The 25,826-nt window shown below is 74.7% G+C and carries 25 protein-coding genes; 13 read left to right on the plus strand and 12 right to left on the minus strand.

Annotated features, from left to right (window positions below):
- Positions 1-158 precede the first annotated feature (158 nt).
- Complete coding sequence (locus DEF28_RS03265) at positions 159-734, minus strand: hypothetical protein (RefSeq protein WP_114400161.1); 576 nt, start codon at positions 732-734, stop codon at positions 159-161.
- Between the two features lie 191 nt (positions 735-925).
- Between DEF28_RS03265 and DEF28_RS03270 the strand changes: the two genes are divergently transcribed.
- The gene (locus DEF28_RS03270; protein ID WP_233515068.1) at positions 926-2,191 is read left to right on the plus strand and encodes a sensor histidine kinase; all 1,266 of its coding nucleotides are present in this window, start codon (positions 926-928) and stop codon (positions 2,189-2,191) included.
- Positions 2,188-2,865: a response regulator gene (locus DEF28_RS03275; protein WP_114400163.1), complete on the plus strand. Its 678-nt coding sequence runs from the start codon at positions 2,188-2,190 to the stop codon at positions 2,863-2,865. The genes DEF28_RS03270 and DEF28_RS03275 overlap by 4 nt, the downstream gene beginning before the upstream one ends.
- A 26-nt stretch (positions 2,866-2,891) precedes the next feature.
- Here DEF28_RS03275 and DEF28_RS03280 read toward each other — a convergent pair whose 3' ends face one another.
- The gene (locus DEF28_RS03280; RefSeq protein ID WP_233515069.1) at positions 2,892-3,605 is read right to left on the minus strand and encodes a TetR/AcrR family transcriptional regulator; all 714 of its coding nucleotides are present in this window, start codon (positions 3,603-3,605) and stop codon (positions 2,892-2,894) included.
- 136 nt (positions 3,606-3,741) lie between these two features.
- Between DEF28_RS03280 and DEF28_RS03285 the strand changes: the two genes are divergently transcribed.
- Together DEF28_RS03285 and DEF28_RS03290 are read left to right on the plus strand one after the other, a co-directional pair.
- Positions 3,742-4,134, plus strand: a complete 393-nt coding sequence (locus tag DEF28_RS03285; RefSeq protein WP_114400165.1) for a hypothetical protein — start codon at positions 3,742-3,744, stop codon at positions 4,132-4,134.
- 149 nt (positions 4,135-4,283) lie between these two features.
- Positions 4,284-4,655: a GntR family transcriptional regulator gene (locus DEF28_RS03290; RefSeq protein ID WP_114400170.1), complete on the plus strand. Its 372-nt coding sequence runs from the start codon at positions 4,284-4,286 to the stop codon at positions 4,653-4,655.
- A gap of 697 nt (positions 4,656-5,352) precedes the next feature.
- Here DEF28_RS03290 and DEF28_RS03295 read toward each other — a convergent pair.
- From DEF28_RS03295 to DEF28_RS03310, 4 genes are all read right to left on the minus strand, one after another.
- A complete protein-coding gene (locus tag DEF28_RS03295; RefSeq protein ID WP_114400166.1) occupies positions 5,353-5,715 on the minus strand; it encodes a hypothetical protein in 363 nt (120 codons plus the stop codon).
- A gap of 163 nt (positions 5,716-5,878) precedes the next feature.
- Positions 5,879-7,189, minus strand: a complete 1,311-nt coding sequence (locus tag DEF28_RS03300) for an RNA polymerase sigma factor (protein WP_114400167.1) — start codon at positions 7,187-7,189, stop codon at positions 5,879-5,881.
- A gap of 183 nt (positions 7,190-7,372) precedes the next feature.
- Positions 7,373-7,618 (minus strand): hypothetical protein, encoded by a 246-nt coding sequence (locus DEF28_RS03305; RefSeq protein ID WP_114400168.1) that lies wholly within the window; start codon positions 7,616-7,618, stop codon positions 7,373-7,375.
- A 139-nt stretch (positions 7,619-7,757) separates the two neighbouring features.
- On the minus strand, positions 7,758-8,960 hold the full coding sequence (locus DEF28_RS03310; protein ID WP_114400169.1) for an AMP-binding protein: 1,203 nt from the start codon (positions 8,958-8,960) through the stop codon (positions 7,758-7,760).
- A 217-nt stretch (positions 8,961-9,177) separates the two neighbouring features.
- Between DEF28_RS03310 and menB the strand changes: the two genes are divergently transcribed.
- The 3 genes from menB to DEF28_RS03325 all read left to right on the plus strand — a co-directional run bounded on the left by menB (position 9,178) and on the right by DEF28_RS03325 (position 11,767).
- Positions 9,178-10,017, plus strand: coding sequence for a 1,4-dihydroxy-2-naphthoyl-CoA synthase (menB, locus tag DEF28_RS03315; protein ID WP_114400171.1), 840 nt, complete (start codon positions 9,178-9,180; stop codon positions 10,015-10,017).
- A 41-nt stretch (positions 10,018-10,058) separates the two neighbouring features.
- Positions 10,059-11,054 (plus strand): o-succinylbenzoate synthase, encoded by a 996-nt coding sequence (locus DEF28_RS03320; RefSeq protein ID WP_114433315.1) that lies wholly within the window; start codon positions 10,059-10,061, stop codon positions 11,052-11,054.
- A 272-nt stretch (positions 11,055-11,326) separates the two neighbouring features.
- Positions 11,327-11,767, plus strand: coding sequence for a hypothetical protein (locus tag DEF28_RS03325; protein WP_114400729.1), 441 nt, complete (start codon positions 11,327-11,329; stop codon positions 11,765-11,767).
- Between the two features lie 1,045 nt (positions 11,768-12,812).
- Here DEF28_RS03325 and DEF28_RS03330 read toward each other — a convergent pair.
- Entirely contained in the window at positions 12,813-13,445 is a 633-nt protein-coding gene (locus tag DEF28_RS03330; RefSeq protein WP_114400728.1) for an FMN-dependent NADH-azoreductase, read from the minus strand.
- Positions 13,446-13,581: 136 nt separating this feature from the next.
- On the opposite strand from DEF28_RS03330, the gene DEF28_RS03335 reads away from it, so the two are divergent.
- Entirely contained in the window at positions 13,582-14,223 is a 642-nt protein-coding gene (locus DEF28_RS03335) for a TetR/AcrR family transcriptional regulator (protein WP_114400727.1), read from the plus strand.
- A gap of 727 nt (positions 14,224-14,950) precedes the next feature.
- Positions 14,951-16,621 (plus strand): 2-succinyl-5-enolpyruvyl-6-hydroxy-3-cyclohexene-1-carboxylic-acid synthase, encoded by a 1,671-nt coding sequence (gene menD, locus DEF28_RS03340; protein ID WP_181874421.1) that lies wholly within the window; start codon positions 14,951-14,953, stop codon positions 16,619-16,621.
- Positions 16,622-16,644: 23 nt separating this feature from the next.
- On the opposite strand, the gene DEF28_RS28775 is transcribed toward menD, so the two are convergent.
- The 3 genes from DEF28_RS28775 to DEF28_RS03350 all read right to left on the minus strand — a co-directional run bounded on the left by DEF28_RS28775 (position 16,645) and on the right by DEF28_RS03350 (position 18,209).
- Positions 16,645-16,770, minus strand: a complete 126-nt coding sequence (locus DEF28_RS28775) for an ATP-binding protein (RefSeq protein WP_147280233.1) — start codon at positions 16,768-16,770, stop codon at positions 16,645-16,647.
- A gap of 81 nt (positions 16,771-16,851) precedes the next feature.
- Positions 16,852-17,283, minus strand: coding sequence for a PPOX class F420-dependent oxidoreductase (locus DEF28_RS03345; protein WP_114400113.1), 432 nt, complete (start codon positions 17,281-17,283; stop codon positions 16,852-16,854).
- Positions 17,280-18,209, minus strand: coding sequence for an NAD(P)-dependent oxidoreductase (locus DEF28_RS03350; RefSeq protein WP_233515070.1), 930 nt, complete (start codon positions 18,207-18,209; stop codon positions 17,280-17,282). The genes DEF28_RS03345 and DEF28_RS03350 overlap by 4 nt, the downstream gene beginning before the upstream one ends.
- 49 nt (positions 18,210-18,258) lie before the next feature.
- Here DEF28_RS03350 and DEF28_RS03355 point away from each other — a divergent pair, with 49 nt between their 5' ends.
- The gene (locus DEF28_RS03355) at positions 18,259-18,666 is read left to right on the plus strand and encodes a MerR family transcriptional regulator (RefSeq protein WP_114400111.1); all 408 of its coding nucleotides are present in this window, start codon (positions 18,259-18,261) and stop codon (positions 18,664-18,666) included.
- A gap of 15 nt (positions 18,667-18,681) precedes the next feature.
- Here the strand turns inward: DEF28_RS03355 and DEF28_RS03360 are convergent, their stop codons facing one another.
- On the minus strand, positions 18,682-19,962 hold the full coding sequence (locus DEF28_RS03360) for an isochorismate synthase (protein WP_114400110.1): 1,281 nt from the start codon (positions 19,960-19,962) through the stop codon (positions 18,682-18,684).
- A gap of 202 nt (positions 19,963-20,164) precedes the next feature.
- On the opposite strand from DEF28_RS03360, the gene DEF28_RS03365 reads away from it, so the two are divergent.
- The 3 genes from DEF28_RS03365 to DEF28_RS03375 all read left to right on the plus strand — a co-directional run bounded on the left by DEF28_RS03365 (position 20,165) and on the right by DEF28_RS03375 (position 23,132).
- Complete coding sequence (locus DEF28_RS03365; protein ID WP_114400109.1) at positions 20,165-21,799, plus strand: glycoside hydrolase family 10 protein; 1,635 nt, start codon at positions 20,165-20,167, stop codon at positions 21,797-21,799.
- Positions 21,800-21,957: 158 nt separating this feature from the next.
- Complete coding sequence (locus tag DEF28_RS03370; RefSeq protein ID WP_114400108.1) at positions 21,958-22,287, plus strand: DUF3040 domain-containing protein; 330 nt, start codon at positions 21,958-21,960, stop codon at positions 22,285-22,287.
- A 110-nt stretch (positions 22,288-22,397) separates the two neighbouring features.
- Positions 22,398-23,132: a hypothetical protein gene (locus DEF28_RS03375; RefSeq protein ID WP_114400107.1), complete on the plus strand. Its 735-nt coding sequence runs from the start codon at positions 22,398-22,400 to the stop codon at positions 23,130-23,132.
- Between the two features lie 565 nt (positions 23,133-23,697).
- Here the strand turns inward: DEF28_RS03375 and DEF28_RS03380 are convergent.
- On the minus strand, positions 23,698-25,785 hold the full coding sequence (locus DEF28_RS03380; RefSeq protein ID WP_233515071.1) for a penicillin-binding transpeptidase domain-containing protein: 2,088 nt from the start codon (positions 25,783-25,785) through the stop codon (positions 23,698-23,700).
- Positions 25,786-25,826: the final 41 nt, after the last annotated feature.

A 25,826-nucleotide genomic window follows, 5' to 3' on the forward strand; every position in this document is an offset into this window, starting at 1 on the left:
CACCGGCCCGCTCGACCTCGACGCCGCCGCCCCCAGCCCCGTGGCCCGCCCCGTCCTCGACGTCCTGGGGCCTAGCTCCTGCGGGAGGCGCAGGTGGCCAGCCCGTCCACCACGGCCATGCGCCGGTGCCCGCCGTGGCGGGAGAGCCGGTGCCCGGGTCACCGGGAGGCGTCGGGGGCCGGCTCCTCCGGGTGCGCGACCGGCTCCGGCCGCAGGGACGCCACGCTGCCCCACACCGCGATGACGGTGTTCCAGAACATGAAGATCGCCAGCGGCGGGTAGCAGGAGTTCAGCGCCGTGGTGCGGGCCGGGTCGCCGACCAGCAGGATCAGGCCGGTGAGGACCGCCGCGCCGATGAGGCAGGCGACGAGGCCGCGCAGCCATGCCGTCCACTCGGCGCGCAGCCGGGCCGGGCCGCGTTCGGGCCCCTTCTCCGGAGGCGGCCCGCCGGCGAACCGGTGCGCGAACCGGACGTCCGCCCACCGGATGATGCTGTGGCCGTAGCCGACGGTGAACCCCAGGTAGAGCGCGCCCAGGCCGTGGCTGAAGTCCGCGGTGCCGCCCGCGCGCAGGTGCAGCACGATCACGGCGAGCAGCGCGACGTCCAGCACGGGCACGAGCAGCAGCGCCACGGTGCTGACCCGCCGCATGCGCAGCAGGTAGCGGGCGGCCAGCCCGCCCAGCAGCAGCACCCAGAACAGCACCTCGGCGGCCAGGATGAAGGTCACGACCATGGTCTCGTCCGTACTCCCCGTCGGTTCGGTCGGCGCCCGGCTGCCGGGCGCGCCGGTGTCTCCGGCGGCCCTCCGAGCGTCGGATCCCAGCATCCACGTGCGCGGGGGCGCGGCGCGTCGCCCGCCGAGAGGAGATCGCGCTGCATCCTTCGATGTACGCGCCGCCGCCGCGGACGTGCTGTGATGGAGCGGTGCGGGCGACTCGGTTGCGGGAGATCATCGACCGGCGGATCCTGGGCGGCTCCGTCTACGTGGGCAGTGCCCTGTGGGCCGCGGCGCACTTCGCCGTGGGCCTGGTGTTCTGGCTGCTGGGTTCCTACGTCACCCGCTCCGGTGTGCCGGCGTGGACGCTGCTCCTCACCCTCGCCTGCGTGTGCGTGGCGCTGCTGTTCCGGCGGAGCAGGCCGTGGCTGGCGCTGCTGCTCGGGACGCTGGCACTGGCGGCGGACGGCGCCCTCTTCGGGCCGTCGACCTGGGTGTTCATCTCCTATGGGGACGTCCTCTACGGGATCGGCGCCTTCGGGCGGCGGCGGATGGCCCTGTGGACCCTCTACGTCGTCCTGGCCGGGCACGTCGTCGTGCTGGCCGTCCTGGTGTACCTGCTGGCGACCGGCGGGCTCCCCGGCGGGATGCTCGACCTGCTCCAGCTCCTCGGTCTGGCGGCCGTGCTGTTCCTGGTGCCCCTGACCAGCGGGTTCACCGTGCGCGAGTACCGGATGCGGGCCGAACTGGAGCGCGAGCGCGCCCAGCAGGTGGCGCGGATGGCCGAACTCGACCGGAGCAGCGCGATCGCCGCCGAACGCGGCCGCGTGGCGCGCGAACTGCACGACGTGATCGCCAACCACCTCAGCGCGGTGGCCGTGCAGTCCACCGCCGCGCTGTCCATGCGGGAGTTCGATCCGGAGCGCGTCCGGCGGATCCTGGAGGTGGTGCGCGACAACAGCGTGCAGGGGCTGGCCGAGATGCGGCAGATGATCGGGGTGCTGCGCGCCGCCGACGCGCCCGCGCTGGAGCGCGTCATGCCGCGGCTCGCCGACGCCGAGCGCCTGGTCGACGTCGCGCGCGAGGCCGGGCTGGAGGTGGACTACACCGAGCGCGGGTCGGCGTCGCCGCTGCCGGCGCAGGTGGACGCCGCCGGCTACCGCATCGTCCAGGAGTCGCTCACCAACGCGCTGCGCTACGCCGAACCCAAGCGGGTGCGCGTGACCGTCGAGCGCCGGGAGTCCGGCCCGGGCCTCCGGCTCCTGGTGATCACCGCGGAGAACGCCATGCCGCCGGGGTCGGGCGCGGAGGCGGCGGCGGAGCTCGGCGGCGGCGCGGGGCTCACGGGGATGCGCGAGCGGGTGGCGCTGCTCGGCGGTACGTTCGCCGCGGGACCGGCGGACGGCGGACGGTGGCGGGTGCGCGCCGAGGTCCCGGTCGGCGCCGGTACGGGAACGGGAGTGGGCGCGTCGTGATCCGGGTGGTGGTGGCGGAGGACCAGTGGGCGGTGCGCTCGGGGCTGGTCATGATCCTCGACTCCGCTCCGGACGTCGAGGTGGTCGCGGAGGCGGCCGACGGGGAGGAGGCGGTGGCCGCGGCGCGGCGGCTGCGCCCCGATGTGGTGCTCATGGACGTGCGGATGCCGCGCAGGGACGGGATCTCCGCCACGCGGGAGCTGACCGGGATGGGGGTCGACGTGCTCATCCTCACCACGTTCGACCTGGACGAGTACGTGTTCGGGGCGCTGCGCGCCGGGGCGGCGGGGTTCCTGCTGAAGGACATCGAGGCCGACGACCTCGTCGCGGCGGTCCGGGTGGTCGCGCGGGGCGAGGGGATGATCGCGCCGGCGGTCACCCGCCGGCTGATCCGGGAGTTCGCCGGTGCGGGACGCCCACCGGGCCGGTTCGGCAGCGGCGGCCCGGCGGCGTGGACGGCACCGGGCGCGGCGGCGCTCGCCCAGCTGACCCCGCGCGAGCGCGAGGTGCTGGGCTGCGTCGGCGAAGGGCTGTCCAACCAGCAGATCGCCCGCCGGCTCGGGATCACCGAGACCACCGCGAAGACGCACGTCAGCCGGATCCTCGCCAAACTCGACCTGCGCAGCCGGGTGCAGGCCGCCATCATCGCCCAGGAGCTGGACGGCTCGGTCTGAACCGGGACGTGCTTCGGTGCGGAGGCTCAGGCGGACCGGCCGGCCGGTGCGGTGACGCTGGCGAGGACCGCGGCCAGTCCCGCCTCGAAGCGGGCGTCGGCGTCCAGGACGGTGCCCTGGAGGGCGGCCACGTGCGGGTAGCGGCCGTCGACGACGGGCGCCTGCGGGTTCGGCACGCTCTCCAGGCGCACCTGCTGGATGACCGCGCCGGTCACGTAGGCGTCCAGCAGGGCGGCGGCCCGCACGATGTCCGCACCGGCCAGGCCGGCCTCCTCGAACGCGGCGTAGTGGATCTCCTGGGACCGCAGCGCCGAGGGGGTGTCGGGGCGCCGGTTGATCATCAGGGAGAGCGCCCCGGAGTGCCGCAGGAGCGCGGCGCGGTAGTCGTGCGCCCACGAGCGCAGCCGCTCGTCCCACGGCCGGTCATCCTGCGGCGCCTCCTCGGCGCCGGCGTCCGGATCGGTGTCCTCGTCGGTGTGGTCCTCCGCCACCGCGTCCCGGGGCGGCGCGGGGGAGACGTCGGTGATGTGCTCGACGATGGCGTCGAACAGCTGCTCCTTGCCGAGCGGGAAGTGGTGGTAGATCGCCATGGCCTCCACCGACATGGCGTCGCCCAGGCGGCGCATGGTGAGGCGGCCCAGGCCTTGGCCGTCGATGATGCGGAGGGCTTCGGTGACGATGCGCTCCGTGGTCAGACCGGCGTTGTTGCGCACGCGTCCCGTGGCGTTGCTGTAGCTCACTCGGCCCATCCTAGGCTTACCGCGTAAAGGCATGCGGGGCGACGTGCCGCACCCCTCCCATGTGACGTCGGCCACCTCTACAGTGGTGCTCGGCCGTGAATTCCCGGCGGTGACCCGGATCGGACGAGGAGCGACCATGGTGGTGGGCAGGCGCAGGATCGGACCGGAGGCGCGGCGGCGGCATGCCGAGGACGTCGAGTCGGCGGCCCGGTTGCCCGGGCTGGTGGCCGCCGCGGCCGAGGCGGAGCGGCGGCTGCGGGCGGCGCGCGTCGAGGGCGCCGACGTCGAGGAACTGCACCGGCGCGGCATGGAACTGGACGCGGCGCTGACCGAGGCGATGCGCGCCGCCTACGCCCGGCAGCGGGCGCTCATCGGCGCGCGCGGCTACGACGACCGGATCTACCGGCGGCGCCGCATGGCCCGGGCCGACGTCCGGGAGGCGACGGCCGCCGCGGAGCGGTTCCTGACCCTGCGGGAACGCCACCGCCTGCACGGCATCGCGCGGGTGCCGCGCCAGCCGGCGGCCTGACCGGCGCCGGCTGCCCGGCTCGCCGGTGCGCCGCTCCGCGAACGGTGACAGGATCGGAGGGCACGGAGCGTGCCCGCCGGGACGAGCGGCGGGACGGAGCGGTGCGGCCGGCCCCGGAGTGGCGCCGCCGCGTGGACGGAGAGAGCGGGATGCCGGATTTCATACGTATCGATCCAGCGTCGAAGACTCCCCCGTACGAGCAGATCCGCCTCGCGGTCGCCAACGCCGCGGCCCGGGGTGAGCTCCCCGTCGGCTACAAGCTGCCGACCGTGCGGGCCCTCGCCGAGGACTTGTCGGTCGCTGTGAACACCGCCGCCCGTGCCTACCGGGAACTGGAGCAGGCCGGGGTGGTCGAGACGCGCGGCCGCTCCGGCACCTTCGTCGCCGCCGGCGGCGACCGCCAGCGCGCGGAGGCGCTCGCGGCGGCCCGCGCCTACGCGGAGGTGATCTCCCGGCTCGGGCTGGACCGGGCCGAGGCGCTGGAGATCGTCACCGCGGCGCTGCGGCAGAGCGCGCGCTGAGGCCCGGCGGCCCCGGCCGGGCCCGCCGGTCCGCGCCGTTGCGCCGGCCGGCGTCGGACCGGCGAGGGCCTTCCCGGCGGGAGCGCTCGGCGCCTGGGCCCGGAATGCCGTTCTCGGCGGTTGTGGACGGCCGGGGACCCGGGGACGCCGGCGGCTCCGACGCTCGGCGGGAGCCGCACGAGGACGGTGCCGGCTGAGTAGGGGTCGACCTCGGGGCAGGGGGACCGCCAGGCGTCCGCCCCGTTGCCATTCGGGCCGGACCATCCGGGACTACGTCAGGTTCCCACCTGCGCGCGGAGTCGGAAACCGTAGCGGCGCGGTCGGGGACCACCGCGGCCGTGCCCGCCCGTACCGCGGGTGTGTCGGGCCCCGTTCCCCGCCCGTCCCGAAGGCACGAGGCCCGGGGCATGCGGGCGCCGGTCCGCCCGGTCCCTCGCAGAGGAGCCGGCGGCGGTGTTCCCCGGCTGGCCCGCCAAGGGGGCGAGGCGGTCGCCCCGACCATGCGGAACCAGCTCGACCCGGGCCGCCCCACCGTGCGCACCCGTCTGCGGATCTGGCGCTGAACGCCCAGTAACCCGTGCAAACCGGCCGATCGGCCTCCCGTGCCAAGGCGTCCCGGACGCGTCCCGGCTCGACCCGGACCGTCCGGGTCTGGTGCCGCCCGCCCCCCGGGGTCCGATCCCGAGGCCGCTCGCCGTCAGCGGTCCGCGCCCAGTACCACCATCAGGTAGACCGCGATGACGCCGAACAGCCCGGCCAGCATGCCGATCGCGCCGGCGGCGCTGGCGCCGATCGCGGTGATCGGGATGGCCAGGGTCAGCGAGATGATGCCCATCACGAAGCGGAGCGTGTTGCGGCTCATGCCGCCGCGCCGCGCCGGCGGCTGGTTGCCCTCCTGGACCCCCGCCGCGGCGAGACGGGCGGCGATGCGCGCGTCGATGGTCTGGTCGAGGCGCTCAGCGAGGGAGGAGGCGACGGCGTCGTCGTATTCGGGGCCGAGTTCGCGGCCGGCCTTGAGGGCGGCGGCCACCTCGTCCCGGGGCACGGGCTCGTGGGACATGGCACCCAGTATCCCCGTACGCCGCGGCAGCGTGACCGGTTCGCCGGGAACTCCGGGAAAGGTCAGGGATCACCCTGAAGTCCGGCAGGCAGGCGACGGCCCCGCGCCCTGGCGGGCGCGGGGCCGGTCGTCGCTCACCGTTGTGCCGACCGGGAACGGGCCGTCAGCTCGCGAAGTCGAGCAGCTGCTGGGCCCGGCTGGGGTGCCGGAGCTTGGACAGCGACTGCTTCTCCAGTTGGCGGATCCGCTCGCGGGTGAGGCCGAGGTGCTTGCCGATCTCGTCCAGCGTGCGCGGCCGGCCGTCCATCAGGCCGAACCGCAGCGACATGATGGTGGCCTCGCGCGGCTCCAGGTCGTCCAGCGCTCGGCGCAGCTGGTCGGCCATCAGCTGGCGGTCGACCACCTCCGAGGCCTCGGAGGCGTCGATGTCCTCGATGAGGTCGCCGATGCGGGTCTCGCCGTCCTCGCCGATGGTGGAGTCGAGGCTGATGGGCTGCCGGGTGACCCGCAGCAGCTCCTCGATCTGCGCCGGCGTCTTGTCGAGCTCGTGCGCCAGCTCCTCCGGGGTCGGCTCCCGCCCGAGGGTCTGGTGCATGTCGCGCTCCAGCCGGCTCACCTTGCTGAGCAGCTCCAGGACGTGGACCGGGAGGCGGATGGTGCGGGCCGAGTCGGCGAAGCCGCGCTGTATGGCCTGCCGGATCCACCACATGGCGTAGGTGGAGAACTTGTAGCCCTTCGCGTAGTCGAACTTCTCGACCGCGCGGATGAGCCCGAGGTTGCCCTCCTGCACGACGTCGAGCAGGGACATGCCGCGATCGCTGTACTTCTTGGCGACCGACACGACCAGCCGGAGGTTGGCCTCCAGCATGTGGGACTTGGCCTGCCGGCCGTCCTCGGCGATCCACTCCAGTTCTTCGCGCTCTGCCGCGCTGAGCCCGTCGGGCCGCGACGCGCCCTCCACCAGGCCGAGCTTGTACTCGGCGAAGAGGCCGGCCTCGATGCGCTTGGCGAGGTCCACCTCCTGCTCGGCGGTGAGCAGCTGGCGGCGGCCGATAGCCTTGAGGTAGGTGTGCACCGAGTCGCCCATGGCGGGGGACTGATCGTCCAGATCGGCCTCGGGGGCCTCGGTGTCGGATACGGTGGACCTGACACGGCGACCCTTGGGGTCGGCGACCTCGGCCCGGGTGGTGTCGAGGGCCTCCTCCAGCTCGTCCTCGTCGGCCTCCACGGACTCGACCGCGCCGTCGCCTCCGCTGTTGGCCAGGCGGACCCCGGCGTCGCCGAGCTCGCGCAGGATGGAGCGGCCGTCGGCCGGGCTGATGCCGGCCGCGGAGAACGCGGCCCGAAGCTCCGCCAGGGACAGGTGTCCCTGCGAGCGCCCCCGCGTGATCAGTTCCTCCAGGGCCGCCGAGGCGGTGGGCCCGGCGGCGGTCCCCGTCGCCGTGGGAGAAGTGGCTAGGGCAGTGCGCGGCATGAGGGCACCTCCCTCCCTTCCAAGACGTCAGGCGCGCGGCGGCTAGGAGTCCGCCGTCTTGGCGCGCCATTATGTCCAACGTGTTAGAGAGTCAAATGTTCCCGATCTCGATTGGATATCGTTGGCAGTGGCCTAGGTCACGTCCGATGTGGTAGTGGGTGCCGTGGCGAGCGGGTAGGGCGGTCATCCGCGGGTCATGGGCACCGGCCCTGCCGCGTCCATCCGCTCGTCGGTCCAGTAGGCGGTCACCCCGCCGGGGTCGGCGCCCGTGGCGTGCACGTCCGGGCCGCGCGCGGCGGTGGTGGGCGGGCGGTCGGGGCCGGCTCCGCCGTCCGGCTCGGCGGCGGCCGCCGCCGAGGGAAGCAGCGTGACGCTGAGCAGGGCCGGAGCCGCGATGCCGGCGATCCGGCCGCGCGGGATGATCCGCATCCACGGCCTCCTTCCTCCGGGGCGAGGACCGCTGTGTGGGATAGACGTGCCCCGGTGCCGGGAAGTTCCCTTACTCAGGGCGCCGCGCCGCCGCCCGGAGCGGTGCCCGTGGAGTGCCCCCTGCCCCGGAGCCCCGCGGTCATTCGCGGGGACCGGCCTGCGGGCCGGCCGCCTGGCGCAGGGCGCGGAGGTCGGGCTTGCCGGAGGCGAGCAGCGGCAGTGCGGCGCGCAGCTCCAGCTCGCGCGGGGCGGCGTAGCGCGGGAGGTGCTCCGCCACCCACGAGCGCAGCTCCGGCAGGGTCGGCGGGGCGGCGGGGTCCGCGGGCACCACGACGGCGGTGACGCGCTCGCCCCACTCCGGGTCCGGGCGCCCCACCACGGCCGCGTCGGCGACCGCGTCCAGCCGGGCGAGCAGCGCGGCCACCTCGCCGGCCACGACCTTGTGCCCCCCGGTGTTGATGACGTCGTCCACCCGGCCGCGCACGGTCAGCCGCCCGTCCGCGAGCCGGCCGAGGTCCCCGGTGCGGAACCAGGTCCGCCCGCCCTCGTCCACCAGGTGCTCGGCGGACAGCTCGGGGCGCAGCCGGTAGCCGCTGAACAGCACCGGCCCGGACAGCAGCACCCGCCCGTCGTCGGCCAGGCGCACCGCCACGCCGTCCAGCGGCACGCCGTCGTAGACGCAGCCGCCGCAGGTCTCGCTCATCCCGTAGGTGGTCACCACCCGGCCGCCGGCCGCGCGAGCCGCCGCGAGCAGCCGCTCGTCCGCGGCGGCGCCGCCGAGCAGGATCGTGCGGAAGAGGGAGAGGTCGGCGCCGGAGGCGAGCAGCCGCCGCAGCTGGGTCGGCACCAGCGAGACGTGCGGACGGTGCTCGGCCGCGGCCGCCATCACCTCGGCCGGGTCGAAGCGCCGGTACAGCGGTTCGGCCCCGCCCGACAGCGCCCGCAGCACCACCTGGAGCCCGGCGATGTAGCTGGTGGGCAGGACGCACAGCCAGGCATCGCCGGGTCCGGCGCCGATCCGGTGCGTCGAGGCCCGGGTCGAGTGCCGCAGCGCCGCGGCGGACAGCTCGACCCCCTTGGGCTCGCCCGTGGAGCCGGAGGTGGCGATGAGCAGGGCGGTGTCCTCGGCGACGCCGGCCGCGCCGTCCAGCGGGGTGACGCCGTCGGCGGTGCGCAGGGTCGCGGGGCGCATGGCCCGCAGCAGCGCTCGGACGTGCGGCCGCGGGGCGTCGGCGGCGATCGGCAGCAGGGCCGGCCCGCCCCCGGACATCGCGGCGGAGAGGAGGTCGGCGAGCCGGGCTCCGTCGAGCCCGAGCACCGCCTGCAGCGGTCGGTTCGGCACGGCCCACCAGCGTAGTCGCGCCCGCGGGGCCCTCGCCGCCCGGTCCGGGGCACCGCCGCCCGCGGCGCGGATCCGCTGCCGCGTACCGGGCGCTACGGGCAGGCGACTAGGGTTGATCCCCGGATTGGTGAGGCGATCCGGCGCGCCCACGACGGCCGCGGGCCGGGCGGTCGGCCATCGCCTCGATCACAGCGTCGCTAAGGAGTTGACGGAGATCGTGAGCAGCGTGGTCGATTGGCAGCGGTCCGGTGAGTACACCGACATCATCTACGAAACCGCCGAGGGCATCGCCAAGATCACGATCAACCGCCCGGAGCGGCACAACGCCTTCCGCCCCCAGACGCTCTTCGAGCTGCAGGACGCGTTCAACGTGGCCCGCGACGACTCCGAGGTCGGCGTCATCATCTTCACCGGCGCCGGCGACAAGGCGTTCTGCTCCGGCGGCGACCAGAAGATCCGCGGCGACGACGGCTACATGGGCGACGACGACGTCGCCCGCAAGGGCATCGGCCGGCTCAACGTCCTGGACCTCCAGGTGCAGATCCGCCGGCTGCCCAAGCCGGTGATCGCGATGGTGGCGGGCTGGTCCATCGGCGGCGGCAACGTGCTCCAGGTCTGCTGCGACCTGACGATCGCCGCCGACAACGCGCGGTTCGGCCAGACCGGGCCGAAGGTCGGCTCCTTCGACGGCGGCTACGGGTCCTGGCTGCTGGCCGAGACGGTCGGCCTGAAGAAGGCCCGCGAGATCTGGTACCTGTGCCGGCAGTACACCGCCCAGGAGGCACTGGACATGGGCATGGTGAACACGGTCGTGCCGCTGGAGCGCCTGGAGGAGGAGACCGTGGCGTGGGCGCGCGAACTGCTGGAGAAGTCGCCGCTGGCGCTGCGGATGCTCAAGGGCGCCATCAACGCCGTGAGCGACGGCGCGGCCGGCATGCAGCAGTTCGCGGGTGACGCCACGATGCTCTACTACATGAGCGAGGAGGCCCAGGAGGGCCGCGACGCGTTCCGCGAGAAGCGCCGCCCCGAGTTCGACCGGTTCCCGCGCCGTCCCTGACCGGCACGGCCACGCAAAGGCGGGCGAGAGGGAGGACGGGCATGCGGCAGGCGGCGACGCGCGGAAGCGGGGAAGAGCCCTCGCTCCGGGTCTTCGCGATCCCGATGCGCACCCGCTTCCGGGGCGTCACCTCGCGGGAGGGCGTCCTGGTCCGCGGGGCGGCGGGCTGGGGGGAGTTCTCCCCGTTCGCCGAGTACGGGCCGCGGGAGTGCGCGCGGTGGTGGGCGGCCTGCCACGAGGCCGCCGAGCAGGGCTGGCCGGACCCGGTCCGGGACCGGGTACCGGTCAACGTGACCGTGCCCGCCGTGGGCCCCGAGCACGCGGCCCGCATCGTCGCCGAGGGCCGGGGCTGCCGCACGGCCAAGGTGAAGGTCGCCGAGCGCGGGCAGCGCGCGGCCGACGACATCGCCCGGGTCGAGGCGGTCCGCGACGCCATCGGGCCGGGCGGCCGGGTGCGGGTGGACGCCAACGGCGGCTGGGACGTGGACACCGCGGTGCGGATGGTCCGTGAGCTCGACCGGTTCGGCCTGGAGTACGTGGAGCAGCCGTGCGCCACCCTCGCCGAGCTCGCCGAGGTCCGGCGCAGGGTGGACGTCCCGGTCGCCGCCGACGAGTCGATCCGCCGCGCCGAGGACCCGCTGCGGGTGCGCGCGGCCGGCGCCGCGGACATCGTGGTGCTCAAGGTGCAGCCGCTGGGCGGGGTGCGGGCGGCGCTGCGGGTGGCCGAGGCGTGCGGGCTGCCGGTGGTCGTCTCCAGCGCGGTGGAGACCTCGGTCGGGCTGGCGGCGGGCGTGGCGCTCGCGGCGGCGCTGCCGGAGCTGCCGTACGCGTGCGGGCTGGCGACGATGCGGCTGCTGGCGGCGGACGTCTGCGCCGAGCCGCTGGAGCCGGTCGACGGGTACCTGCCGGTGCGCCGACCCGAGGTCGACGCCGACCGGCTCGCGGAGGTGGAGGCCGATCCCGCGGGCTGGCCGGCCCGCGTGGCGGCCGCCCGCGAGGTGTGGCGGGAGCAGCGGGCCACCGCGGGTGAGGTGTGACGTCGGCGGAGGCGGGAGAGGACCGCCGGAACCCGCGGTGAGGGCCCGGCGAGCACGGGCCAGTGGCCGCCACGGCGTCGGGGCCGGCGGCGAGGGCCCGTCCCCACTGGGGAGTCGCGGTGACCGGCCGGAGCGGCAGGTGCCGCTCCCAGCGGCTCGCGGAGGGTCGGACCGACGTGACTCCCGCCTTGTCCGGGACGGGCCCCAGCGCACTGTCGTGGGGTTGTCCGCTCCGGCGCTCCCGTCGAGGTGAACGCTCCTACCCTGGAAGGGTGTACCGGCCCAGCGCGCACTTCAGGCGGACCGCGGAGGAACGCCGGGACCAGCTGCTCTCGTGGAACCGGGAGGACACGGCGTTCTTCGCGGCCGGGGCGTGCCACATCCTCGCCTTCGCGTTCCTGGAGACCTATCCGGAGGCCGGCTTCCGTGCCATGGGCCTGTGGCCGCGCGGGGAGCGGGATCCCGGCCACGTCTACGTCACCGACGGGACCTGGGCGTTCGACCACGGCGGGTGGACCCGGCCTGGCGAACTGCTGGCCGTGACGCGGGCCGCCGAGCCCGCGGCGGACCTGCGGCCGCAGGCGATCAACGCCGGTCTGGACACGTTCTGCGCCTGCCACCGCCACCGCCCTCGGCAGCGCTTCGCCTTCGATCCGTGGAGCCGGGCCCTGCGCTACATCGCCCGGTTCCCGCCTCCCAGTGGGGAGCCGTGATCCCACCGGTCAGCGCGCACCATGGGAGGACGCGGGCGCGCACCCACCGGTGGATCGGACACCGAACGCCAGAAACCGGTGCGACGGGCTGATCAGCGCCCCGGACAAGCGGCCGCTGGCCGCTCGGCGGCCGCCGACCGGCACGGCAGGGCGCCGTCAGCGACCAAGCCGCACCACGAGTCCCGCGGTCGGCCGAGGCCGCCGGACGGACGCCCGGTCGCTGATCCTCGGGCCGTCTACGGCGTTCACTCGCCCCGCACTTCTCTACCGGCCTCGGGCTGCCCCGGGCGCGCGAACGCCCCTGGCTACGCCGATCGGGCACGGTCAGGGGACAGACGAGCGGGTCCGGGGCCTTCCCGAAGGCGGTCCAGATGCGCACTCCGGCGGGGGTCGGCCATGCCCAACGGCGTCGGCCGGAAACCGCCGGGCGGCCTTCTCCGCCAGGCCGTGGCCGCTATCGGCGACGCCGAGCCCGTCCCCTCCGCCCTCCGGCACCATCGCTGCCGGGCACGCGGGTCCGCACGGTGGCTGCGATAGCCGCCCAGCTGCCAAGCTGGCCGCCTCCCTCCTCGGCAGTGCCTCAACGGGCGAGGTCGCGTAGCCAGACGCGGATGGCGGCGAGTCGGACGGTTCCGTCACCGATCACGGTTTTCTTGTGGTCCCTGGTCACGCGGGGTTCTGCTCGCGCACGTTGATCGCGTGTTCCACGGTGGTGCCGGTTGCAGCAGGTGTCCCGGGGCGGTGCCGTTCCGGTAGGCGGCCCGGCCGACGGCCGGCGGCCTGCCGCTCGCCGGTCCACGTCTGCGGTGGTTCTCGCGCCGCATGGGACCGGCCGAGCGCGTCGGATCCGTATCCTTTCGTGCCGCCGGGCCCGTCCGCTTCGGGGCCTTGGCGGCGTGGTGGTGGGCGCGCACCCTGGCGAAGTCGACGCCGATGTCGAGGTGCTCGCCGGGGCCGCCTCGATACGCAGGTCATCGGCGATGGCATTCATTGGCCAGTGGCGGGAACCGACTCCGCAGACGTGCCCCCGCCTTCCTGCCGCGGCTCAGACGCCGGCCAGCACCCGGCCGGCGTCGCGCGCGGCGTCCAGGGCCTGGGTGCGCTGCTGCTCGGCGAGGTCCCGCAGCCCCTCCATGCCGGGCGTGGTCGCGGCGAGGGTGAGTTCGCACTTGATGAGGGTGAGGTCGGCCTGCCAGATGCCGCCGACGACACGCCGGAGGTAGGGGGTGGAGTGGTCCCAGCCCTCGCGCGGGGTGCCGGGTCCGTAGCCGCCGCCCAGGGTGGTGGCCACAACCGTGCGGGTGCCCTTCAGCACCGGGGTGGCCGGTCCCGCGCCCGCGATCACCAGGTCGACCCAGGTCTTGAAGTGCTGGGAGACGCCGAAGTTGTACAGCGGCACGGCCAGGATGGCGGCATCGGCGTCCTGGAGTTCGGCCGCCAGTTCCGCCGCCAGGGCGAGCGCATCGCGCTGGGCCGGGGTGCGCTCGGCCTCGGAGGTGGAGCCGGCGGTGGTGGCCAGTGCCCAGGCGTCGGCGGGCAGCGGGGTGGCGCCCAGGTGGCGGCGGGTCACGGTGCCGTCCGGGTGGGCGGCGGCCCATTCGGCCTCCGCGCGGTCGGCGATCTCCGCACTGGTGGACATGGCCGGGAGGATGCTGGCGTCCAGTCGGAACAGGTGCATGAGGGCTCACTTCTCCAAGAGGTGCAGGTCCGCGAGGCGCGGAGCGATGGCGGACGCGGGGGTGACGGCCCGATGCCGTCCCCGAAAGCATAAGCGGACTTTACCCCGCTTTTGCTGCGAGGGGTAGATTGCCTCTGTGAATCCGCCCACCGTGCCCTTTGGGAAACCGCGCGCCGAGCGCGCCGACGCCGCACGCAACCGCGAACGCCTCCTGGAGACCGCCCGCGCGATGATCGCCGAGCACGGAGCGGACAAGGTCACCATGGACGCCCTCGCCGAACGCGCCGGGCTCGGCAAAGGGACCGTCTTCCGCCGCTTCGGCACCCGCGCGGGCATCTTCCGCGCCCTGCTCGACGACAACGAACGCCGGTTCCAGGAACAGGTCCTCTCCGGCCCGCCACCACTGGGCCCCGGTGCTGACCCCCGCCAGCGCCTCATCGCCTACGGGCGCGCCCGCATCCCCTTCCTCCTGGCCCACCACGCCATCGCCCGAGCCGCCATGGACCCCTCCGAACCGGCCCCGGCGGGCGCGGTCAGCATGACCCGCGCCCACATCCGCATGCTGCTCGCCCAGGCCCGCCTGCCCCCCGGCCTCCTGGACGGCCTCGCCGTCCAGCTCACCGGCGCCCTCGAAGGCCCGCTCCTGCTCTACCTGACCACGAACCAGGCGCAACCCGACGACGGCCGCTCCCTGGCCGACAGCTGGCAGGTCCTCGTCGAACACATCACCCACCACTGCCACCAGCCGACCGGGCACGGCGGCCCCGTGATGGCATAGCCCCCACGCGCCTGGCCGCGCGGCACCGCCCAGCGGCCCGCGACCCCGCCAGTTCCGAGCCGCGCGTCGCGCCGACCGGAGGATCGCGCCGCCGCCCGAAACCGACCGGACACCCGCACAACCGGCCCTGACGCCGGGACCGTGTCCGCGCGGCCGTATCCGAGCGACCGCCCACGGGGTGCGGCCGTCCCCATCTCCGCCTCGATCGGCGCCGCCTCCACCAGAGAGCGCTCCCCGCGCGGGTGATCCCGCTCCGGCGCCCGTCCGCGCCGAACGCGTCGTGCGCGCCGTCCTGGCCGGCCAGGTACAGGAGGGGTTCCCGTCCCGGGCGTGCGCCCGCGCACCAGCGGCACCAGGCGCCTCACCACGGCGGAGCGGGGACCGGTAGGCGGGCCGGAGACGGAGGAGCGGGCCCGGCCGGCTGACCGGTCGCGCTGGAACGGTGCCGTTCCGGGCTCCCAGCGGCCGTCGGCGGGCGGGACACGTGGCGGACATGTCCGCGTCCGGGTGCGCAGAACGGAGGCCGGTCACGAAATACGGCTGAACGGCGCGTTCGTGCCTGTCGCGTGACACGCGTGCCGTAGCCTGGCAGCTTGGCGGATCGCCGGTCCGGTCGCCCGGCCGGCTCCGCCGACGGGAGACGGGACGGCGGCACCCCCGCCGCACCCGCTCCCCGGGCTGGCCGTTCCCCGCCCCCGACCGCGAGCCGACGATGAAAGAAGCTGCTGTGAACCCCTCCACCGCCCTGGCGCGTGTCCTCGTCGATGAGCTGGCGCGGTGCGGGCTGGCCGAGGCCGTCATCGCGCCGGGGTCGCGGTCCACGCCGCTGGCGCTCGCCCTGGTCGCCCACCCGGGGATCCGGACGCACGTGCGCATCGACGAGCGGTCCGCGGCGTTCCTGGCCCTCGGGCTGGCCCGTACCGCGCGGCGCGCGGTCGCGCTGGTGTGCACCTCCGGGACCGCGGCCGCCAACTTCCACCCGGCGGTGCTGGAGGCCGACCAGAGCGGGGTGCCGCTCCTGCTGCTCACCGCCGATCGGCCGCCGGAGCTGCGCGGAACGGGCGCCAACCAGACGGTGGACCAGATCGCGCTGTACGGCTCGGCGGTGCGGATGTTCACCGAGGTGGGCGTCCCGGAGCCCGTGCCGGGGATGGTGGCCTACTGGCGCTCGCTGGCCTGCCGCGCCTGGGCGGCCGCCTCCGGGCGGCTGCCGGGGCCGGTGCACCTCAACCTGGCGTTCCGCGACCCGCTGGTGCCCGATCCGGACGGCGCGGGGGAGCCCTGGCCGGAGTCACTGGCGGGGCGGGACGGCGGCCGGTCCTGGATCTCGATGGCGGGGGCCCCGCCGCTGGAAGCGCCGCCCATGGTGCTGCCACCGGTCCAGCGCGGCGTCATCGTGTGCGGGGACGGCGACTACGACCCGGTGCCCTACCTCGCGCTGGCCGTGCAGACCGGCTGGCCCCTGCTGGCCGAGCCCACCTCCAACGCGCGTCGCGCCGAGGCGGTCTCCACCTACCGGCACCTGCTCGCGGTACCGGACTTCGTCGCCGCGCACGAGCCGGACATCGTGGTCAGCGTGGGGCGGCCGGGGCTGTCGCGCCAGCTGCTCGGCTACCTGCGCCGGGCCGGTCGGCATGTCGTGGTGGGGGAGCCGACGGCGTTCGCCGACCCGGTGCGCACCGCCACCGACGTCGTGCCCGGAGTGGTCGCCGCGGCCACCGCCGAGCCCGACACGCCCTGGTCCCGCTCCTGGCGGGACGCCGAGGCCGCCGCCCGAGCCGCCACCGACGAGCTGCTGGACGCCGACGACACGCTCGGCGAACTCCGCCTGGCCCGCGACATGGCCGGCCACCTCCCCAACGGCTCCCTGCTGTTCGCCGGATCCAGCATGCCGATCCGCGATCTCGACGCCACGATGCCCGCCCGCTGCGGCGCCCGCATCATCGGCAACCGGGGTGTCAGCGGGATCGACGGCACGGTGTCGACCGCCGTGGGCGCCGCCCTGGCCCACCAGCGCGACGGCGGCGGCCCCGCGGCCGCCCTGATCGGCGACCTGGCCCTGCTGCACGACCAGAACGGCCTGATCACCGGTCCCGACGAACCCCGCCCCGATCTGGCGCTCGTGGTGGTGAACAACGACGGCGGCGGCATCTTCTCCGGCCTGGAACAGGCCGGCCACCCCGACTTCGAACGGGTCTTCGGCACCCCGCACGGCGCGTCGATGGAACGCGTGGCCGCGGCGGCCGAGGTCCCCTACACCCGCCTGGAATGGGCGGGCGACCTGCCCAAGGCCCTACTGGGCGAGGGGATCCGGCTGATCGAGGTCCGCACCGACCGAGCGGAGTCGGCGGCACAGCGGCGGAGGCTGCAGGAGGAAGTGACCGCGGCGCTGGGGTGAGAGCGCCGCGGTCGGGTCCCGCGTCACGGCCTCCAGGAGAGTTCGAAGTAGCTGCCGGGGCCGACGCCGTGAGGGAGCGGTCCCCAGTCGTCCGCCAGGGTCTGCACCAGGAGCAGCCCGCGTCCGTTCTCCGCGTCGGGGTCGGTCACGGGACGCGGACGGCAGGCGTCGCGGCTACCACCGGCGCCGCGAACCTCGACGCGCAGTCGTCCGGGCCCGCCGCTGCTCCGTCAGGGCAAGCCCTCCCCGTAGACGTGCTCGACCGACAGCACGATCAGCACCCTCCGGTCGGACACCATCACCGACCGGTACTCCTCCCAGTCCGGATGCTCTCCCGCCGCGGCGCGGTAGTAGTCCACCAGTGCCGCCACCTCCGGGCCGTGCGGGTCGGTGCCCGGGCCGATGAGGGTCGCCGTGCCCTCGGCGGTGGCCCATGCCGAGCCGTCCGGGGCGGTGACCTCCAGGGCCGCCCGCGGGTCGCGGCGCAGGTTGGTGATCTTGGCCGTCGCCGCGCTCGTTGAAACGTAGATGACCTCGGCCGGCCGGTCGTAGAAGGGCTGGACGGGGGAGAGTTGCGGTCGGCCGTTCGACCTCAGTGTCGCGAGGACGCCGAGTCGGCTCTCCGCGAGGAGCGTGCGCGGGTCGTAGGGGGACGCGGTCATCGCTTCTCCTCCGGCGTGCGGAACTGCTCGATCATCGCGACGTAGCCGTCGTCGCCTCGCCCGGCGTTCACGGCCCGATCGGCGAGGGACGCGAGGAACCGGGGCAGTTCGGTGCTGACCCCGACGGCGGCGCTCTCGTCGATGAGGTGCCGCATCGCCACCGCGTGGGCGCCGAGCGTGATGTCATCGACCGGGTAGGCCCCGCTGTCGATCTGCCGGGCGTAGCCGGAGACCCAGCCGGCCACCGTCTCGATACTGGCTTTCGCGACCGGCGCGAACGTCGTGGCGTCCACTCCCGCGCGAGTGAGGAGGGCGGCGCCGTGCAGGAAGCCGTTCATCGTGTTCCACATCAGGCTCAGCACCGCCATTTCGTGCAGTGCCGAGAGAGCGGGATCCTCGGCCAGGTACGCGGTTCCCGCGCCGAGGCTCCGCAGCGCCGCCTCGTGCTCGTCGAAGGCCGGGCGCGACCCGTTGTACAGGAGGAACGCGTCCGCGGTGCCGATGGCCGCGGGGGTGCCCATGATCGCGCCGTCGAGGTAGGCGGCGCCCCAGCCGGCCGCCCACTCGGCGGTGGCGCGCGCCGCCTGCGAGGTGCCCGTGGAGAGGTTCACCAGGACCCGGCCGCCGAGGACCCCGCCCGCCGGGTCGAGGAGTTCGCGTACGGCATCGGAGTCGGTGATGCAGACGACGACGAGCGGGCCGGCCGCGACGGCGTCCGCCACGGAGCCGGCCAGCGTCGCTCCGCTGGCGACGAGCGGTTCGGCCTTCGCCGCCGTGCGGTTCCACACGGTCGTGGGATGCCCGTCGCGCAGGAACGCTTCGGCGAGCGCCCGGCCCATCCGCCCCAGGCCGATGACCGTCACGGGCGTGCGGTCCGTGTCGTGATGCCGCGTCATGTGCTGTTCCAGAGGTGCGTCATTGCTCATGGCAGAATCCTCAACGTTCATACCGATATGAAGGTCAAGGGGCGGAAGCATGCTGATCGGTGAACTGAGCCGTCGAACAGGTGTCCCCGCACATCAGCTCCGGTACTACGAATCCCAGGGGCTCCTGGAGCCCGGCCGGGGCGCCAACGGCTATCGCGAGTACTCCGAGGACGCCGTCACGACCGTCGCCCAGATCAGGAAGCTGCTCGACGCCGGCCTGTCGACCAAGGAGATCGAGTTCCTCCTGCCCTGCGCCACCGGGACGGGGCCCGACCTCGAACCCTGCCCCGAAACCCTGGTCATGCTGCGCGCACGCATGCAGGGGCTGGACGAGCGCATCGACACGCTCACCCGCTCGCGCCGGGCCCTGAACGACGTCATCGACACCACCGGGCGGCGACTGGCGGAGTACACGGCTCAGGGGCGCATCCCCGCGCCGACGTCGGCGCCGGCGTGAGCGCCCGGGCCGCCGCTACGTCCCGTCGGTGAGAGCCTCGCGCATCACCCGGAACTTGGAGTCGGCCTCCGCCAGTTCCGCGTCCGGGTCCGAGCCCGCCACGATGCCGCAGCCCGCGAAGAGGCGGGCCCGCGGCCCCGTGATCTCGGCGCAGCGCAGGGCGATGCCCCACTCGCCGTTGCCGCGTGCGTCCAACCAGCCGACCGGGCCGGCGTAGCGGCCGCGGTCAGTGCCCTCCAGGTCGCGGATCAGGTCCACCGCGGTCGGCGTCGGGGTGCCGCCGACCGCCGCGGTGGGGTGCATGGCGGCGACGACGTCCAGGGTGGAGACCTCCGGGCGCAGGGTCCCGCGCACGGGGGAGGCGAGGTGCTGGACGTTGGCCAGCCGGAGCAGCTCCGGCAGGTCGGGGACGTCGATCGACGAGCAGAGCGGGGTGAGGGTGGCCCGCAGGGAGTCGACCGCGTAGCGGTGCTCCTCGACGTCCTTGGCAGAGCCGGTGAGGTCGGCGGCGAGCCGCGCGTCCTCCTCGGGCGTGCCGCCGCGGGCGCGGGTCCCGGCGAGGACCAGGGACGTGACGTCGTCCCCCTCGCGGCGGATGAGCAGTTCGGGGGTCGCACCCACCATGCCGGCCACCGAGAACGTGTAGCAGCCGGGGTAGTCGCGCGACAGGCGGGCCAGCAGGGTCCGCACGTCGATGTCCGCGGGAGCGTCGGCGTGCACCTCGCGGGCCAGCACGACCTTGTCCAGGGCACCGGCGCGGATCCGGGCGACCGCCTCCGCGACGGCCGCGCGCCACTGGCCGGCGTCCGGAGTCCCGTCCCGCCACGCCAGCCGCCCGACGGGGCGCAGCGGCCGGACCTCGCGCAGCACGTCCGCTGGGCGGGCTCCGGGACCGTCGCCGACCGTGGTCAGCCACGTCCGGTCGCCGCGCCGCCCGATGACCACACGGGGCAGCACCAGGGTGGAGCCGGCGGAGTCCGGGGCGAAGGTGAAGCCGCCGAACACCACCGGCCCCGTGCCCGGCAGGTCGAGCGCGTCCGTCACCTCGGCCCGCGCCAGGACCTCGGCGAGCCAGCGGGCCGCCGCACCGAACCGCTGGACGCCGCTGCCGCCGCTGCCGCCGTTCTCGGCCGGCAGCGTGATCCGGGCGGCCTCGCCCCATCCGACGAGCCCCTCGCCGCCGCGCAGCCACGCCAGCGGCGCGGCCTCCGGCAGGTGGGCGAGCAGGGGGCGGCCGTCATGCAGCGGTACGGTTCGGACGGTCAGCTGCTTCGGCGATTCGGGGGCGACACTCACGACATTCCAGTTTAGGACGCGGGAGACGGGCCGCCTGTCCGCACCGGTGAGTGGTCCCGCACAGGGCGGGCGGTCCGGGCGGGGCCGAATCCGCCGCCGGGAGTCGCGTTCTCCGGTGCCCGCGGCGGCCGGACTCTAGGCTGTCCTTTCGGACCGGACGACCGGACCGGACAACCCACCAACGATGCGGAGGTCGGACTCGATGGGATGGCTGCGGAGGTCCGTGGCGGCGCTGGTGACGCTGCCGGTGATGGTGGCGTGCGCGAGCATCCCGCCGGGCTTCGAGCCGCGGGTCGGCGAGCCGGGCGCGGACGGGGAGCGGCCCGGGGGCGGAGCGTCCTCCTCGGCCGGACCGCTCTCCGCCGCGCTGCCGGAGGACTGCACCTCCGACGCCCGCTTCCCCAAGCACGAGATGCGCGGCGCCTGGATCGCCACCGTGCGCAACATCGACTGGCCGAGCGAGCCCGGCCTCAGCGCGCAGCGGCAGCAGCGGGAACTGCGCGAGCGGCTGGACCAGGCGAGCGCGCTCGGGCTCAACGCCGTGTTCCTGCACGTGCGCCCGACCGCTGACGCGGTCTACCGCTCCGAGCGCGAGCCGTGGGCCCGCTACCTCACCGGAGAGCAGGGCGGCGACCCCGGCTACGACCCGCTGGAGTTCGCCGTCGAGGAGGCGCACGCGCGCGGCCTCGAACTGCACGCCTGGTTCAACCCCTACCGGGTCGGCTGGCGGGACCCGGACCTGGAGAACCTCACCGACGACCATCCGGCGCGGCGCAACCCGGACTGGCTGATCGAGTACGACGACCAGGGCTGGCTGGACCCCGGCAACCCCGAGGTGCGGCGGTGGGTGAGCGACACGGTGCTCGACGTCGTGGAGCGCTACGACGTCGACGGTGTGCACTTCGACGACTACTTCTACCCCTATCCGGCCGAGGGCGAGGAGTTCGACGACGACGCCAGCTGGTCCGCGCACCGCGGCGACCACGACGACCGCGGCGACTGGCGCCGGGCGAACGTCAACGCGCTGGTCGCCGACATCCACGGCCGGATCCAGGAGACCAAGCCGTGGGTGCGGTTCGGCATCTCGCCGTTCGGGGTGTGGCAGAACGAGACCAGCGCCGACTCCGGCTCCGCGACGCGGGCCCTGGAGTCCTACAGCGCCATCTACGCCGACACCCGCGCGTGGATCCAGGAGGGGACCGTCGACTACGTCGTGCCGCAGCTCTACTGGTACCGGGGCTTCGAGGTGGCCGACTACGAGGAGCTGGTGCCCTGGTGGTCGCGGGAGGTCGAGGGCACCGGTGTCGACCTCTACATCGGCCAGGCCGCCTACAACGTCGGCGAGGAGGGCTGGGAGGGCGCCGACGCCCTCTCCCGGCAGCTGGACTTCAACGCCGGCCACCCGCAGGTGGCGGGCGACGTGTACTTCTCGATGAAGGACCTGACCGGCCGTGCCGCCGACGCCATGGAGCGCACCGTGGCCGACCACTACCCGCGCCCGGCGCTGCCACCCGCCGTCCCCGGCGCCGAGGGTGCCGCGCCGCCCGTCGCCGAGCTGCGGGCCGAGCGCTCGGCGGACGGTGTGCGGCTGACGTGGACCGGCTCCGACGACGCCCGGATGTTCGCCGTCTACCGGGTTCTGGGCGGGGGAGACGACCTGTGCGCCTTGGCCGACGCGAGCCACCTCGCGGCGGTGGTCGGCGCCGCGGGCTCCGGGGAGCAGGAGTACCTGGACGCGTCGCCGGCCGAGGAGCCGGTCCGCTACTTCGTCACCGCCGTGGACGCCTACCGGACCGAGAGCGCACCGGGTCCGGGCGCGGCCGTCTCGACCGAGTGAGGCGGAACGCGGCAGTTCGTCTGATGGGTCTGGTTGACGACGTGTGCGACGCATGATTGCCGCGTCGGCACACGGATAGGAATGTGGGTATTGGGCGGAGATCGGCGGCTGCGGCAGGGCCAGCGGGGCCGGTCTCCCACCGGCGGAGGAGGGGTGCCATGGCTCTGCGTGAGAACGAGAGACGGATCCTGGCCGAGATCGAGCACCGCCTCAGCGAGGACGATCCCGAGCTCGCGGAACGTCTGAGCGCGTTCGGCACCGACGACCCGTTCGCGGAGGACGGCCCGGAGGGCGTGGAGGACGGGGCGGGATGGAAGCCGTGGGCCGTCTGCGGCGCGATCGCCGCGCTGCTGGTCGGGCTGCTCGTGGTGGTGTTCGCGATGACGCCGCCGCAGCCCGTGGCGAGCCCGTCGCGCACGACGAGCTCGCCCGAGGCCGTGGTCTCAGGGGTGCCGGCGAAGGCCGTAGGAGTGCCGGCGAGCTCCTAGTGTCCTGAGCCGTCGATTCATCAGTAGTACACGCGCGGGATTCGGGGACCTCCTCGGCCGTCCTGTGCCGCACGAACGGCCGGGGGCTCCGCTGCATGCCCCAGGAACGAATGTCCTTCTCCCAGGCCTGGACTGACGTGTGCGCCGCACGGCGCGACCGCTTCATCGTGGGTTCGGCGAACCAGCGCTCGACCAGGTTCGGCCGGGAAGCGCTGGTCGGGGTGAAGTGCGTGCGCGACCGGGGACGGGCCGGCAGCCGCCGCTCGATCGCGGTCGTCCTGTGCGTGGCGTCGTCGCCGCGGACCAGGTGCACCCGCAGGGCCCTGGGGAACCTCGCGGCCGACCTCGTTGAGGGACTTCCTGAACTCCTCGGCCCGGTGGCGGCGGTGCGGCGAGCCCATCACCCGGCCACTGGCCGTGTCCAGCGCGGCGGACCGGGTGGTGGCGCCCGCCCGCACGTCGTCGCGGGGGTCCGCTTGGGCACCCCGGGCAGCATCGGTGGCACCGGGTGGGAGCGGTCCGGCGCCGGGGATCTGGGCCTGTTGGTCCACGCACAGCATGAGCGCGCGTTCGGGCGGGTCCGCGTACCACCCGACCACGTCGTGCACCTGCCGATGGAGAACGGGTCGGTGGAGAAGGTGAACGACTCCTGCCGGTGGAGGTGCCGACCGAAGGCGCGCCAGATCCGCGGGACCGCGGACCGCGACAGGCCCGTGCGTTTGGCCGTAGCCCTGCTCGACCAGTACGTGGCGTTGGCGGGCGTGTCCTCCGAGGCGGCGCGCCACGGGCTCGACCTGCTCGTCGCTGACGCGTACGGGGGCGTCCTGGGCGGGGTTCGTCGGTGAGTCCTCGCAGGGCGTTGCGGGCCAAGAAGCGCGCCTTCGGCGCGGAGCGGACCCGGGCGGCTGCCCCCGGCGCCGGACCGGTGCGCGTGGCCCCGGAGCAGGTCCTGCCGGGACACGGTTCCCGACGCGGGCGGCCGCGGCCCGGTTCCGGGCGCGCACGGCCCTGGCGCTTTGCGGCCCAGGTGGAACGGACCCAGGGCCCGCGCGGGCCGCCTGGGCGGGCCGGGTTCGGCGCGTCGTCGGCGGGAGGGACGCGGAGTGCGGTGGGAAGGGGGTCGGGGTTGGACGTCACCCACCGGTCCTTGGTGCCCCTCGCCATGGGGGCAGCTGGCTCAGCAACCCCCCGTCGGCGGTCCGGGCGGGCAGCTGCGCGTCCTCGCTCCGCCCAGCTCACCGGCACATGGCTCCCCGAGGACGCTCCGCCCGCGCCGGCGGTGACGTCCGGGGATGCCTGCGGCAGCTGCCGGAGCCGTTGTCGAGCGACGTCGCGGCTCCGGTACGGACATCGGGGCCGCTCCGTGCGGAGCGGCCCCGAGGGGGTGGTGCGGGCTGCGGTCGGTGCCGGTCAGAGGTTCTTCACGAAGTCCGCCGCGATCGGCGCCGCCACCGCGCCGCCTCCTCCGCCGCCCTCGACGACGACGGCGAAGGCCACGTCGCCCGAGAAGCCGACGAACCAGGCGTGCGAGGGAAGCTCCTCGTCCTCCTCGGCGGTGCCGTACTCCGCCGTTCCGGTCTTGCCGAACACCTCGCCGGTGAACCCGGCGTCCTTCGCACTGCCCTCGGTGACCACCGCGCGCATCATGCCGCGCAGGGCGTCGGCGTGCTGGATCGCGTGCGGCTCGGGGCGGTCGGGGACCTCGGGGTCGGTGACGAGCACCGGGGCGCGCCAGTTGCCGTCGGCCACCGCCGCGGGCACGGTCGCCATGTGCAGCGGTGAGGTGAGGATCTGGCCCTGGCCGATGCTGGACGCCGCGAGCAGCGTGGTGCTGTCGGGGGCGGGGAAGGACGGCTCGGCGGTCGGGATGCCGATCTCCAGGGGGGCGTTCATGCCGAACTGCTCGGCCGCGGCGGTGAGGCTCGCGGAGTCCAGCCGCTCGGCGACCTCCTGCACCAGCGCGGTGTTGCACGAGGTCGCGAACGCCTCCGTCACCGTCTGGCGGCCGTACTCGGCGTCGCCGGCGTTCTTGAACGGCCAGCCGCCGACCTCGGTCGTCTTCGGGCAGCTCATCTGGTCACCGGTCGTCAGACCGGCGTTGAGCAGTGCCTCGTAGCTGACGATCTTGAACGCGGAGCCGGGCGGGTACTGCCCCTCCAGGGCGCGGTTGAAGCCGCCGGGGACGTTCGCCGCCGCCAGGACCTCACCGGTCGAGGGCCGGATGGCCACGAAGGCGGTGGGCTTGTCCTCGCCGATGATCGCCTGCGCGGCGGCCTGCTGCACCGCCGGGTCGATGCTGGTGACGACGTCCTCGCCGGGCGTGCCCTCGATGGTGCCGACCACGGTGGAGTCGGCGTCCCCGGCCGCCGCGCCGTCCTCCGCCGCGTCGGCGTCGGCGACCCGGATGCTGGTCGCGGGCGTGCCGGCCAGCCGCTCCTCGTAGGTCTGCTGGATCCCGCCCCTGCCGATGGGGTCGCCCTCCTGGTAGGCGGGTCCGAGGTCGGCGAGATCCTCCTCGGTCGCGGGGCTGACCTCGCCGGTCAGCATCTTGACAGACCCGGAGGCGTCGGCGGTGTCCAGCCGCGTCCCGTCGGCCGCCAGGATGCGGCCGCGCTCGCCCCACTCGTTGGCGCGGACCAGCGTCTGGCCGTCGCCGAGTTCGGGGTGGATGACGGCGGGGGAGAAGTCGACCTTCCACTCGCCGTCCACCCGGGCCAGCGGCAGCTCACCCTCGTAGCTCCACTCGCCCGCGTTGCTCAGCGCCAGTGTGACGTCGAACGGAGCGGTGGCGGAGTCGCCGTCGGCGGTGAGGGTGCCGAGGACGACCTCGGTCGCCTCCACCCCGAGGTTCTCGGCCACCTGGGTGAAGGCGTCCGTGACGCCCTCGCCGGTGGCCAGGTCGGCAAGCGCGCCGTAGTCGCCGGTGTTCCAGGCCTCGACGAAGGCCGTGGCCGTGGTCTCGGGCTTGGGACGGGTGACCACGTACCAGGAGATGCCGCCGCCGACCAGCGCGAGGGCGACCACGGTGCTGGTGATCCCGATGACGAGTCCCTTGCGGGAGCGCCGGGGCGGAGCGGCCGCAGCGGCGGCGGCCGCCTCCGCCGGTTGGCGGGTGTCGTCGTGGGGGCCGGTTCCGGGGTGGCTGTCCGCGGTGGGGGTGGTGCCGGTGTGTGGCCAGGGGTCCTGGTGGGCCTCGTGGGCGGCTGTCCCGTCGGCAGGTGGTCCGGGCTGCCAGGTGGGCGCGGTCCCAGGCGCGCCGCCGGCGCCGTGTGGTGCCGGCGGGAGGTCGTCGCCTCCGCCGCCGGGCGTCCGCTCACCTTGATGCGCATCCCACGCCGGGGCACCGCTGTCCTGCGGGTAGGGGGGCGGCTGGGACGCCGCCGGCTCGGGGGCGGTGTCGTCGGCGGAGGGCGGCCCGGGGGTCCGCGCCACGTGGCCCGGGCCGGCCGGTGGCACGGGCGGGTGATCGCCTGGCTCCGGGGTCCATCGTTCGTCCACGCTCGCGCGTCCTTCCGCTCGCCTGTGTAGAGAAGAGAACG

This window comes from Marinitenerispora sediminis, assembly GCF_003336425.1.
Taxonomy (GTDB): domain Bacteria; phylum Actinomycetota; class Actinomycetes; order Streptosporangiales; family Streptosporangiaceae; genus Marinitenerispora; species Marinitenerispora sediminis.